Genomic DNA, 12870 nt, shown 5'->3' with positions numbered 1-12870 from the left:
GGGACGCGTCAACTCCTAGACTGAGCCGGTGGCAGCAGAATCTCCCCGCCCCGTTCTCGTCGTCGACTTCGGCGCGCAGTATGCCCAGCTGATCGCGCGGCGCGTTCGCGAGGCTCGGATCTACTCCGAGGTCGTCCCGCACACCGCCAGCGTCGAGGAGATCAAGGCACGCGATCCGCAGGCGATCGTGCTGTCCGGCGGGCCGGCCAGCGTGTACGCCGACGGCGCGCCGCGCCTGGACCCCGGGCTGTTCGACCTCGACGTGCCGGTGTTCGGCATCTGCTACGGGTTCCAGGCCATGGCCCAGGTGCTCGGCGGCACCGTCGAACACACCGGGACCAGTGAGTACGGCCGCACCGAGCTGACGGTGTCCGGTGGGGATCTGCATTCGGACCTGCCCGCAACGCAGCCCGTGTGGATGAGCCACGGCGACGCCGTCACCGCGGCCCCGGACGGATTCGACGTCATCGCCAGCAGCGCCGGGGCCCCGGTCGCGGGGTTCGAGAACCGGGCCCGCAAGCTGGCCGGGGTGCAGTACCACCCGGAGGTGCTGCATTCACCGCACGGCCAGCAGGTGCTGACCCGCTTCCTGCACGAGTTCGCAGGCATCGGACCGACGTGGACGCCCGCCAACATCGCCGAGCAACTCATCGAGGCGGTCCGCGAGCAGATCGGTGACGGGCAGGCCATCTGCGGGCTGTCCGGTGGTGTCGACTCGGCGGTGGCTGCGGCATTGGTGCAACGCGCCATCGGAGATCGGCTCACGTGTGTGTTCGTCGACCACGGCCTGTTGCGGGCCGGCGAGCGGGCACAGGTCGAGCGCGACTTCGTCGCCGCCACCGGCGCCAAGCTGGTCACGGTCGACGTCGCCGATCGCTTCCTGCAGGCATTGGGCGGGGTGACCAACCCCGAGGGCAAGCGCAAGATCATCGGCCGCGAATTCATCCGGGCCTTCGAGGGCGCGGTGCGGGACACCCTCGGCAGCTCCGGAGCCGAGATCGAATATCTGGTGCAGGGCACGCTGTATCCCGACGTCGTCGAATCAGGGGGCGGCACCGGCACCGCCAACATCAAGAGCCACCACAACGTCGGTGGCCTGCCCGACGACCTGAAGTTCAAACTCGTCGAACCGCTGCGCCTGCTGTTCAAGGACGAGGTGCGCGCGGTCGGCCGTGAACTCGGCTTGCCGGAGGAAATCGTTGGGCGCCAACCGTTCCCGGGCCCCGGGCTGGGTATCCGCATCGTCGGCGAAGTCACCGCGAAGCGGCTGGACACCCTGCGCCGCGCCGACTCGATCGCCCGCGAGGAACTCACGGCCGCGGGTCTGGATCAACAGATCTGGCAGTGCCCGGTGGTACTGCTCGCCGACGTCCGCTCGGTCGGCGTGCAGGGTGACGGGCGCACCTACGGCCACCCGATCGTGCTGCGCCCCGTCTCCAGTGAGGACGCCATGACCGCGGACTGGACCCGGGTGCCTTACGAAGTGCTGGAACGGATTTCGACGCGCATCACCAACGAGGTGCCCGAGGTCAACCGCGTGGTGCTCGACGTCACGAGCAAGCCGCCCGGCACCATCGAGTGGGAGTAGGTTTTCCCGGTCGTTTCTCCCGCGAGCAGACATGGCGGTACCCCGACACGCGCGGTTTGCGGGACCGCTACGTCTGCTCGCCGGCTTTCTCGACGTACTCGGTGAGCAGCTGACCGACGACGGACTCGATGGTCGATTCGATCGAGGACGCGAGCGTGGCGCTGACGGCGGACACGGCCTGGGTGCGGAAGCGCACCAGCATCGTGATCAGTTCGGCCACTTCGGTATCCGGCGGCAGTGATTCGCCGGGCTTGATCCTCCCGGCCACCTGGTCGACGCCGGCCCGCACCAGGATCGAGCTGATCGCGTCGAGATGCGGCAGTACCTGCTCATGGACGTCGATCAGGGTGCCGATCGGCACGCCGTACTGCCGGATCTCGTTGAATGCCTCGATGAGCTTGGGGCGCAAGATGATTGCGTCCTCGCCGTCGAGCTTGATCACGCCGATGCCGACCAGCCGGTCGAACGCTGCGTCGTCGTCGAGCAGATCCCGCGCTTGCGCCAGCGGTATGCGTTCGGGCTTCTCGGTGGCCCAGTTGCCCACGATGGCGCTTTCGAGACCGAGTACGTCGCCGATGTCCTTGCCCTGCTCCCAGGCCGACAGCATCTCGTGGACGTGGGCGATGTTGTAGCCCCGGTCGAGCATCGAGGTGATCAGCCGCAGCCGGGTCAGGTGAGTGTCGTTGAACAGCGCGATGCGGCCGACCCGCAGCGGCGGATGCAGCAACCCACGATCGCGATACACGCGGATGTTGCGGGTGGTGGTCCCGGCCAGCCGGGCCAGCTCGTCGAGACGATATTCGCCAGATGCCGCGACACCGTGCGGCTGCACCGCCGCGTCGAACAGTTGCGTGACGGCGGTTTCGACGACGTCACGCGAACTGCGCCGGATCTGCCGCGGCGCCCGGCGCAGCCCGGTGAGGATGGCCGAGATCGCGCCGGCTTGCTGCCCGGGCGGCTTGGCGCCTGCCATCAGGCCGACGAACTGATCGCGACGTGCGCGTCGCGTCCTGACGTCGGATTTGGCGCGTCCCGCACCGCTGCTTCATAGTCGCCGAACCGGAAATCCCGCATCTGTCGAAGATACTGGGTGGCGAATCCGGGGTACATCGACGCGTTGAATCCGTCGGCGGTCAGGTACCAGCTGTTGCAGCCGGTCATCCAGGTGGTCTTGGTGAGCCGTTTCTGCAGAACTTCGTTGTAACGCTGCTGGACGTCGGCCCGCACGTCGAGGTAGCGAAGGTTGTTGCGCAGCAGCGTCTTGATGCCGGACACGGCGTAGTCGATCTGGCCTTCGACATATACCAGCAGCGAGTTGTGGCCCGGTCCGGAGTTGGGGCCCGTCATGAAGTACAGGTTCGGGTAACCGTGGGCGTTGATGCTCTTGTAGGCCTGCGCGCCGCGCTCCCATTCTTCTGCCAGCGAGCGCCCGCCCAGTCCCGTGATCGGGTAGGGCGGCCCGGTGAGGTGAACGTCGAATCCGGTGGCGAACACGATGGCGTCCAGATGGTGTTCGATACCGTCGCTGGTGCGGATGCCGACCGGGCTGAGGGTGGCGATCGGCCAGTCGATGAGTTTGCAATTCTCGCGTTGCAGCGCGGGGTAGTAGTCGCTGGACACCAGCATGCGTTTGCAGCCCGGGGTGAAATCGGGGGTGAGCTGACGGCGCAGCCACGGGTCGGCGACCTGCCTGCGCAGATGTGCCTTGCCGATGCGGGCCACCAGCCCGGTCAGCGGCGTGTTCCACACCAGCGCCGTCGCACTGGCCTCATGGCCCCAGAACAGGATCTGCCGGGCAAGCTCTTGTACGGCAGGCACTTTCGCGAACAGCGCCCGCGCGGCCGGGGGCGTGGCAACATCCAACCGCGGAATCACCCACCCCGGAGTGCGCTGGAACACCTTGACGAAGCCTGCGGTCTTCACCAGTTCCGGGATGATCTGCACGGCACTGGCGCCGGTACCGATCACCGCGACGCGCTTGCCGGTGAAGTCGTAGTCGTGATCCCAGTTCGCACTGTGGATCTTGTGACCCTCGTAGGTATCCAGGCCACGGATGTCGGGCCACTTGTGGTCAGGCAGGGGCCCCGAGGCCAGTACGACGGAGCGCGCGCGAAAGCGCCCACGGCCTGTGGTTTTCACTGTCCAGACGCCCTCGGCCTCGTCGAACGACAGGCCGTTGACCTCGACGCCGAACTGGATGCGCCTGCGCAGGTCGAAGGCGTCGACCATGTCCTCGATGTGCCGACGGATCTCGTCGGCCGGGGAGTAGGCCCGCGACCAGTCCGGGTTCTTGACGAACGAGAACGAGTACAGCAGCGACGGAACGTCGCATGCCGCACCGGGATACGTGTTGTCCCGCCAGGTTCCCCCGACCCGGTCGGAGCGGTCCAGGATGACGAAGTCGTCGACACCGGCCTCGATGAGCTTGATGGCGGTGCCGATGCCGGTGAACCCGGCACCGACGATCAGTGTGTCGTAGGTGCGCATGTCAGGCCGCCGGCTCGTGGGTCAGCTCTTTGAACCAGCTGGGGATCGGCCGCAGCAGGGCCTTCGGGTAGCGGTCGGACGCCCACACCATGGGGTTGGCCACCCAGTGGTAGGGGTGACGCGGGTTGGTGACCATCCGCCCGTGTAGCTTGAGCAGCTGATAAGCCGGTACCCGCCAGGTGTATTCGGCGCGGCCACCGAGTTCCTTGAACCGCATCATCGCCTTGTACAGCTTCTCGGGCTGCAGCCCCATGTCGACGATGTTGTTGCGCATGCGGTTGAGCAGCGGAACGTACATCAGGGTGCCGATGATGACGCCGGGTGAGGCCACATTGCCGACGAACTCCACCGCGAGCCGCCGCATGCTGGCATGCCCGATCATGTTGAGCACTTCGAAATCCACGGCGATGTGCCGTGATTCGTCGTTGTTGATCTTCTCGAACACCTGGTGGCAGACCGGATCGTCGACCTCTTCGAGCAGAAACTTCAGCAACGCGCCGTCGAGCGCGACCTCGAGCATCGGGATGACGGTGCCGAGGACCGACAGAGACATGTTGTCGGAGAAGGTGTCCAACCATTCGATGGCCAACCGGATGTTGACGTTCGGTTCGGGCATCTCACCGTCTTCGAGCATGCCCCAGCGCTTCATCAGTGCCAGTTCGGCGTTGGCGTGCCGCTGCTCCTCGGCGTGGAAATAGCGGTAGATCTCGGCGATGGTCGGGGTGGGTGCCTTTTTGGCGAGTGCCGCGAAGCCGCGGGCTCCGACGTTCTCGATCCAGCACAGATCGGCCATGAACGCCTTGAGTTTCGGCCGCATCTCGTCGGTGATGGTTTCGGCTCCCGGGGCGTCCCAGTCGATGTCGGCCAGGGCCCATTGCCGGTCCTTGATCTTCGCGAGCATCACATCCATGTCGATGGCCATTACGAAACCTCCTCGTGACTGGTGAAGCGGGTGGTGAGGCCGACGGCGCGGGTGTACACGGTCGGGGTGAGTCGTTTGATGCCCCAACCGATCCGGGCGTCGGGCTGGGGCATGCAGTACAGGCCGCCGCGGTCGTTGGTGTCCAGACACATGCGGGCGACGCGCTCTGGGGAGAAGCCGGTCCATCGCATGAGGCGGTCGGCCAATTGCGTGGATTGTGCTGTGATCCTTCCGGATTCGACGATGTTGGTCTTGACGAACGTCGGGCACAGCACTGTGACGTTGATGCCGGTGCCGGACAGTTCGGCGGACAGGGTCTCCGAAAGTGACAGCGTTCCTGCTTTGCTCACGTTGTAAGCCGCCATGCCGGGTGCCGCCCCGAATGCCGCGGCCGACGCGACATTGATGATGCCGCGCGGCTGTTGACCGTCGGCGCCACGCAGGATCGGGGTGAAAACGTGACAGCCGTGGATCGGACCCCACAGGTTGATGCCGAGCACCCAGTTCCAGTCGTCGTGGCTGATCTCGCCGATGGGCTGCCCGCCCGCCCCGACGCCGGCATTGTTGACGACGAGCGACGGCGGGCCGTCGAACCACGTCTGCGCTGACTCGGCGAGCTGCTCGACCTGCTCGATGCGAGAAACGTCGCAGCGCAGCGCAAGTGCATCACCGCCGGCGGCGGTGATGGCCTGCGCGGTCCGTTGCGCGGCGCCCTCGTCGATGTCGCTGCACACCACCCGGCCACCCCGGCGGGCCAGTTCTGCGGCGAACGCGGCGCCGATGCCGCTGCCCGCGCCGGTGACCACGGCGTCTGCACCGTGGCTGCGTTTGCGGTTGCTGCCGAAGAAGTTCATCCGGCCACCTCTCTGACGGCGTTGTGCTGCAAGGATTCCGAGATGAAACGAGCGATGCGGCCCGTCGCGGCGACCGCGTCGGGGCTCAGCCGCGGCAGGGCTTGGAAGACATGTACCTGGTCCGGCCATACTTCGAGTTCACTGTGCCCGCCGGCGGAGCGGATGTCGGTGTCGAGCTTGCGGGCGTCGGCGACGAGCATCTCGGCGCCGCCGGCCTGGATGAGCGTCGGGGGCATGGCGCGTCCGCGCGCGACGTCGAGGGTGAGCCGTGGATGCGTGAGATCGGCTCCCGCACAATACAGTCCGATCAGACGTGCAGCATCGGAAGCCCTGATCGCCGGGTCGCGGCGCAGTTGTTCGCGGGCTCGGGCGAGTGCGAAGGTGAGGTCGATCAGCGGCGACAGCAACACCAGGCCAGACGGATGCGCCGTATTCGGTTGCAGCAACAGGTCGACAGCCAGGTGTCCTCCGGCGGAGTCGCCCGCCATCACGACGTTCTCGGGGGCCAGCCCGCCGTCGGTGCACAGCCAGTCCCAGCCGGCAGCCACATCGTCTGCGGCAGTGGGGAATCGGTGTTCGGGGGCTAGGCGATAGTCGATGCTGAACACCGGCAGGCCCGTCCGCTGGGAGAGCCACGCCGTGAGACGCCGGTGAGTCCGTGCCGAGCACAGTGCGAACCCGCTGCCGTGCACGTAGTAGATGGCGCGTTCGGGCGTCGCGGTGGAAACACCGGAGCCACGCACCCACTCACCGATCACCCGCCTGCCATCGGCCATCCGTACATCGACGGGCTCCACCCGGGTGCCTGCCAGAGAGGGGCCGAAGGTGTCCATGATCAGGGCGATCAGCCACCGTGATGTCCACAGTCCGAGCATGTGCTCGGGAGGAAGCGCTGCGCTCAACTGTCGCAGCGTCAGGGTGCTGATCGCGGCCGCACCACGGGATCGCAGCGATCCGCGTCGGGGGATGACAGGGTCGGCCATCGAACCTCCTCGTCGAAGTGGTTCGCTGAGTACACCAACAAATGATGACATTTGTCAATGCCATCATTTGGGGACGGCGGTATGGCCGGACGATGCGGTCGATCGATTACCGGGCTGGGTCCCCGCGCCAACGGAAACTGTTGACGTACTTCCCCATATCCAACGCAAGCTGCAGATTGGCGCCGGACGGCTTGCCGGAACCGGAGTCCGGGCCGAACTGGCGGTACGGCCCCACGGCCGCTGCGATGAGCGCCAGATCGTGCTTGACCGCCACCATGATGATCACCCGCATCCGGGCGTAGCTGCTGGTCGAGCCTTGCGGCCAGCAATCGGCGGCAAGCCCGAACCCGGGCTGATAACCGACCATCGTGTTGGGTATCTCGTAGGCCGTCTTGGTGTCCGGGAATGTCTGGTGAACCAGCTGTACCGCAATGTCTTTCGGCGATTTCCCGGCTGCCGGCCTGCTGAACAGCTGCATGGTGCCGCCGTCGCCGGCCAGCAGGTTCGCCATGATGCCGTGATCGTTGGTGGTGACCTTGTAGGCCGCACCCTCGGCCGGATACGCCACCGTGAACGAACCGTCGGGCGCGGTGTAGAGCGGATTGATGGTGACGGGTTGCCCGAGCGGCGGGGAACCGCAGTTCGGTGGGCACACGTAGCGCGCCGCCGGCTTCTGCAGTACCGCCGAGAGCCCGACCAATCCGGCCGCCACGACCACGATGACCACTCCGAGGGCCAGGGCCAGCCCGGTGTAGGACGTCTTGTGCACGGGTGCGGCGGTGAATGTTCCCTTGTGGAGGGAGTATCCGGGCAGCAGCCCGACCGTGATCTCCCCGGGCTCGTCCTGTCGCGTCGGCCGACCTGTCCTGCGGGCCGCACGTGAACTGCGCGACGAGGCATGCGTTGATGCCCCGCAGTGCGCGCAGAACGGCGCGTCGGGCACGACGTGCCCACACTGCGCGCACAGCAGTGGCTCGTCGGTGTGGATCTCGTCCTGCGCCTCGTGCAGCAACGCCAGATGGACCCCGACCCGCAGGAGCAGCAGTGCCACCGCAGCGAGCGCGATGTAGAGCCCGAACTGCAGCCACTGCGGGAATCGCGCGATGTCGATCAGGCCCAGCCCGGCGTAGAGGATCATCACGCCGACCGCGAACAGCAGTAGCGTGATGCGCACGAACCCGCGGTGCACCGAAACCTTGTTCGGCGGCCGGGTGAACCACAGTGCGGCACCGATCAGCCCGCCCACCGCGGCGGCGGTTGTCGGCACGGCGACGCCGCGGATGCCTGCCTCGATCAGCAGCCCGCTCATCGGCCGGTCCCGTGCCACCATGCCGGTGGTGAACTGCGGGGCCAGGCGCGTCATCGTCGCCGCGGCGCAGTAGGTCAACGCCCCGAATGCGCCGATCGCGTAGCCGTCCAACGCTTCTTGCGTCCCCCGGCGGATGAAACGCACCAGCAGCACCGGAACCAGCATCAGCGCCATGCCACCCAGGGACACGCCGATCCCGTCGCGCAGCATGCGCGATCCGGTGATACCCATGCCCAGCGGGACGCCGTATGCGCGGGCCATCGCGCCACCCGTCAAGAGCACCCAGCCGGTCCCGAGGCTCGCTCCCAGCACCGCGGTCAGTATCAGCGTGCTGTGCGGGACGTCGCGGTGAACATCGGACTCGCGCAAGTAGATTCCGAACAGCAGCGGCAGGCCGAGGGCGGCGACCGTGATGAGCGCTGCGGGCAACCGGAACAGGGCAGCGGACACCAGCCCCGCCAGCAACAGCCCGAGCCCGATCAGGAACGCGGTCCGCGACCGCGGCGACAGATGCGGGAACAGCGAACTGGTGACCGACGGGATCAGCAGGTGCTGACCGGGAGCGGCACTGAAAGACCGCACCCGCAGCCAGTGCGGGCCGTTGCCCCGGTGCTCCGACAGCGGAGCTCCGCACAGCCCGCAGTACTGGCCCGCGGGGACCTCGAGTTGGCAGACCTCGCACCGCATCGTCGCGGGACCTGTCGGGTCGAGGCCGGGATCGATACTCATGGGTTCGCTCTCTGCCAGACCAGAATGTTCTTGACGAGGTTGTCCACGTTGGGCGTTCCGAGGCCGGTCACCAGGTCGTAGCCCGGGCCCGCGCTGGCCACCGCATTGCCGCCGAGCGTGACGTCGTGGAAGGCGGGCAGTGGAGCCCCGGCGGCGATGCGGTACAGCAGGGGATTGAGGTCACCCAGCTCGCGGCCGCCGTTGGCGAGCAGGTACTGGTTCATCACCGCGGCCATCCCGGCCCACAGCGGTGCCGACTGCGAGGTGCCTCCGCCGACCAGCAGTTGGTCGTTCAGCACGATCTTCACCCCGGTGAACGGGTCGGCGACCGCGGATACATCCGGGGTGAACCGCCGCTGGGCGCCGCCGTCGTCGGGCGCGGTGAGCCCGCGCTGCCAGTCCGGTCGGACGAACAGCGCCGAGACGCCGCCCCCGGTGCCCTGGGTCAGCGGTACGTCGAACCAGGCCTGCTCGGCCAGCCAGCCGCCGTCCGTGTCGGTGGACAGCGTGGTGCCCCCGACATTGGTGATCTCGGGCAGCGATGCGACCGAGTCCAACCCGACGTCATCGGGACCCGGTGGCGACGACCAGTCTTGTCCGCCTTTGCATTCCAGGCCGGCCAGGTCGCCGCTGGCGTTGAACGCGGTGGTGCCGTGGGAGTGCGCGGTGGCCAGCGCGGAGCGGACCGGGGCGAGGTCGGCGGCAGTGATCAGCTTGTCGCAGCCCCAGCCGATGGAAAAGCTCCAGACCGCACCCGGATAGTCGGCATCCGCCGACTGGAGCATCTGTCCGATCTTCTCGTAGGCCCCGTCGCCCTGGACCGTGGGCCGGGCGTTGATCACCACCTTGCGCGCGTCGGGCGCGATGGCGTGGGCGACCTGCAGGTCCATGGTGGTCTCGCCGTGAGGTTCGCTGGGCTGTCCGCCGACCAGGATCGGGGTGAACCTCGGCAGGTTGAAGGTGGTGGCGAAGGTGTCCAGATCGGTCTGCTTGAAACCGTCGAACGCGAAGATCACGATGGTGGTGCCCTTGCCGGTGTAACCCTGTCGCGCAAGCCCGCTCAGGTTGTAGGTGTTGAGCAGCGCCGTCGGGGTCAGCCCGCGGTCGGGGACATCGGTGGGCAGGTTCGACAGGTCCGGCCGTGACATCCGGGGCGGGGTGTAGCCGAGGAGCCGGCCGACCTCGGTGACCTCGCCGCGCAGTGGTTCGGGTACCTCCGGCTGCTGCGGTGATGCGTAGAACACCTGGCCGCGTCTGCCCAGATAGTCGTGGATGTCGACGCCGAAGGCGGTCGCCATGTCGGCGGGCGCACCGTCGACGATGGCCCACGGGTCGCCGGAGCGCCAGCGCACCGACAGGCGGTGCCCGTCGGCCCAGCTGTACAGCGCCGCCGGCCGTAGCCGGCTCTGCAGGGCCACGGTGAGTTGAACCGAGTCATTGCGGGAAGGCCCGAGATCGGTTGAGGCAGCAAGCAATTGGGCGTAAGGACCCCCGATGGGAGCCCTTACGCCCGGTGCTTGGGTAGCCCGCAGGTCCGAGGCCAGGAGCAGCGCTCCTGCCAGGATCAACGTCAGCAGTGCGTACCCGGGGATGACGCGCGGCCGGGTCATGGATCCACGACTGACGAACGAACCTCGCGTGGTTCTAGTGGTCGCCGGGGATGGCGGTCACCGGCGGCGGCGCCTTCACCGTCGGGGTGAACAGGTTGCCACCGGTGGGGTTGATCGACTTCTCGGTGGGCTCGACCGAAGGCGGCGGCGCAGGATAGGCCGGTGTCGTCGTCGTGGTGGTGGTGGTCGTCGTGGTGGTCGGCGTCGTCGTCTCGGGGGCCTTCTCCTTGGTGCCGCACGACGCGGTGAACGAAATCATCCCGACGACAGCGGCGCCGCCGGCGATGACGGCGAGCCGACGAGTCAATTGCCCAGACCTCATGATGGTGTCCTCACTTGTCCCCCGGTATTTGAGCGCTGGCCTTCGGCGAATCGTTTTGCGATTCCGCACGATCGGGTGATCGTGCACCAGTCCCATCCCGAAGTGGGTTTTGGTAGTCGAACTTTAACTTAAAGCCCAAAAGGGTGCAGGAGCATTCCCGGTGGTGTTGCCGACGGCTGCGATCCGACCGTCCGCGGCTTGACGGTGTCGGGGTGTGGGTGTTTACTCGGGGTATCGAACATATATTCGAATGCAGCGTGGTTTAGATGGTGTTGGAGGTGCTGCTGTGACCATTGCGGCGGACCTTGAACTGGGCCGGCTTACCCGCGCTGAACAGGTGGAACATCTGCGTCGCAAGATCGCCGCAGTGTCAGGGAAGGTCGGTCCGGCGCATCGCGGGGTGGGCCGGGCCGGCGCGGCGATTCCTGCCGGTGATTCTTTGCTGGAGTTGCCTGAATCCCCGGCTGGCCCGACGCCTGCCGGGTTGCCCACGACGCTGCCGCGCGGGACCGTCGCGATGATGTCGGGCGCCCGGTCGCTGCCACTGGGCATGGTGGCGGCGGTGACGGCGGCAGGCGGGCACGCCGCGATCGTCGGGCAACCCGATGTCGGGCTGCTGGCCGCGGTGGAAATGGGTGCCGATCTGAGCCGGCTTGCGGTCATTCCGGATCCGGGGGCCGATCCGGTCGAGGTGGCATCGGTGTTGATGGACGGGATGGACCTGGTACTGCTCGGTCTGGGTGGGCGCGCGGTACCGCCGAGCCGGGCCCGGGTGATGGTGGCGCGGGCCCGGCAGAAAGGATGCACGCTGCTGGTCACCGACGGTGATTGGCAGGGTGCGTCCACCCGGTTGGAGGCCAGGGTCTGCGGTTACGACGTGACCGGTGCGGGCGGGGGCGCGCCCGCACCCGGGCGGGGCCGGATCGGCCGGGTCCGGCTGGCGATGCGGGGTGCCGCCGGATCAGTCTGCGTGGCAGGCGGTTAGACGGTGTCGGCGTCTCGAGTGCTGGCGCTGTGGTGCATGGACTGGCCCGCTGTCGCGGCGGCCACCGCGGCGGGCTTGGAACCGACCGCTCCGGTCGCGGTCACGCTGGCCAACCGGGTCGTCGCGTGCTCGGCGTCGGCGCGGGCGTCGGGGGTGCGGCGTGGGCTGCGTCGGCGGGAGGCCCAGGCCCGGTGTCCGTATCTGCATGTCGTCGCCGCTGATCCGGCTCGCGATGCCCGCCACTTCGAGAACGTCACGGTCGCAGTCGATGACTTGGTGCCGCGGGCCGAGGTGCTGCGGCCGGGTCTGCTGGTGCTGCCGGTGCGCGGGGCGGCACGCTACTTCGGATCCGAGCCGGCCGCAGCCGAACGGCTGGTAGACGCGGTGGCCGCGGCGGGGGCGGAATGTCAGGTGGGCATCGCGGATCAGTTGCCCACCGCGGTCTTCGCCGCCCGGGCAGGGCGCATCATCGAACCCGGTGCGGATGCCCAGTTCCTGTCCCCGCTGTCCATCCGGCAGTTGGCCACCGAACCTGCCTTGGCGGCGCCGGGCCGTGAAGACCTGGCAGACCTGTTGTGGCGCATGGGGATCCGTACCCTCGGTCAGTTCGCCGAACTGTCGCGGACCGATGTGGCCTCCCGGTTCGGGGCCGATGCGGTGGTCGCGCACTCCTTCGCCCGGGGCGAGTCGGCCAGGAGACCGTCGGGCAGGGACCCTGCAGCCGAACTCGACGCCGTGATGAACTGCGATCCGCCGATCGAGCGGATGGACGCGGCCGCTTTCGCCGGGCGATCACTGGCCAGTGCCCTGCATCGCAGCCTGGAGGCGGCGGGTGTCGGCTGCACCCGGTTGGCCATCCATGCCGTCACCGCCAACGGCGAAGAGCTGGAACGGGTGTGGCGGTGCGCCGAACCGCTGACCGAGGATGCCACTGCCGACAGGGTGCGCTGGCAGTTGGACGGCTGGCTGAACCGGCGGACCTCCGAGAAGCCCACCGCGCCGGTCACCGTGCTGCGGTTGCGCCCGGTGGAGGTGGTGTCCGCGGCGGCGCTGCAGCTGCCGTTGTGGGGCGGGGTGGGCG

11 protein-coding genes are annotated in these 12870 nt (G+C 67.8%); 3 read left to right on the top strand and 8 right to left on the bottom strand.

All coding sequences use genetic code 11. The annotated features are described in order from the left end of the window. The first annotated feature begins 28 nt into the window (after positions 1-28). Positions 29-1588 carry a glutamine-hydrolyzing GMP synthase gene (guaA, locus tag BST13_RS14195; RefSeq protein ID WP_083164674.1) on the top strand — a complete coding sequence of 520 codons (1560 nt, stop codon included), beginning with the start codon at positions 29-31 and terminating at the stop codon, positions 1586-1588. Between the two features lie 67 nt (positions 1589-1655). Here guaA and BST13_RS14190 read toward each other — a convergent pair whose 3' ends face one another. The 8 genes from BST13_RS14190 to BST13_RS14155 all read right to left on the bottom strand — a co-directional run bounded on the left by BST13_RS14190 (position 1656) and on the right by BST13_RS14155 (position 10804). Continuing rightward, the gene (locus BST13_RS14190) at positions 1656-2561 is read right to left on the bottom strand and encodes a MerR family transcriptional regulator (protein WP_083164673.1); all 906 of its coding nucleotides are present in this window, start codon (positions 2559-2561) and stop codon (positions 1656-1658) included. Continuing rightward, entirely contained in the window at positions 2561-4075 is a 1515-nt protein-coding gene (locus tag BST13_RS14185) for a flavin-containing monooxygenase (RefSeq protein ID WP_083164672.1), read from the bottom strand. The genes BST13_RS14190 and BST13_RS14185 overlap by 1 nt, the downstream gene beginning before the upstream one ends. Before the next feature lies 1 nt (position 4076). Continuing rightward, entirely contained in the window at positions 4077-4997 is a 921-nt protein-coding gene (locus tag BST13_RS14180; RefSeq protein WP_083164671.1) for a ferritin family protein, read from the bottom strand. Then, positions 4997-5851, bottom strand: coding sequence for an SDR family NAD(P)-dependent oxidoreductase (locus BST13_RS14175; RefSeq protein WP_083164670.1), 855 nt, complete (start codon positions 5849-5851; stop codon positions 4997-4999). The genes BST13_RS14180 and BST13_RS14175 overlap by 1 nt, the downstream gene beginning before the upstream one ends. Continuing rightward, positions 5848-6834, bottom strand: coding sequence for an alpha/beta hydrolase (locus tag BST13_RS14170; RefSeq protein ID WP_083164669.1), 987 nt, complete (start codon positions 6832-6834; stop codon positions 5848-5850). The genes BST13_RS14175 and BST13_RS14170 overlap by 4 nt, the downstream gene beginning before the upstream one ends. A 106-nt stretch (positions 6835-6940) precedes the next feature. Then, positions 6941-8872 (bottom strand): zinc ribbon domain-containing protein, encoded by a 1932-nt coding sequence (locus BST13_RS14165; protein WP_083164668.1) that lies wholly within the window; start codon positions 8870-8872, stop codon positions 6941-6943. Next, complete coding sequence (locus BST13_RS14160) at positions 8869-10482, bottom strand: S53 family peptidase (RefSeq protein WP_083164667.1); 1614 nt, start codon at positions 10480-10482, stop codon at positions 8869-8871. The genes BST13_RS14165 and BST13_RS14160 overlap by 4 nt, the downstream gene beginning before the upstream one ends. 34 nt (positions 10483-10516) lie before the next feature. Beyond that, entirely contained in the window at positions 10517-10804 is a 288-nt protein-coding gene (locus BST13_RS14155) for a hypothetical protein (protein WP_029367725.1), read from the bottom strand. 286 nt (positions 10805-11090) lie between these two features. Here BST13_RS14155 and BST13_RS14150 point away from each other — a divergent pair, with 286 nt between their 5' ends. Next, on the top strand, positions 11091-11789 hold the full coding sequence (locus BST13_RS14150; protein ID WP_083164666.1) for a hypothetical protein: 699 nt from the start codon (positions 11091-11093) through the stop codon (positions 11787-11789). Between the two features lie 36 nt (positions 11790-11825). Further along, positions 11826-12870, top strand: a 1045-nt coding sequence (locus tag BST13_RS14145; protein WP_095533555.1) for a DNA polymerase Y family protein, incomplete at its 3' end; no start/stop codon positions are given.

The organism is Mycobacterium aquaticum (assembly GCF_002086485.1).
Classification (GTDB): domain Bacteria; phylum Actinomycetota; class Actinomycetes; order Mycobacteriales; family Mycobacteriaceae; genus Mycobacterium; species Mycobacterium aquaticum.
This window is presented reverse-complemented; position numbering and strand designations above follow the sequence as displayed.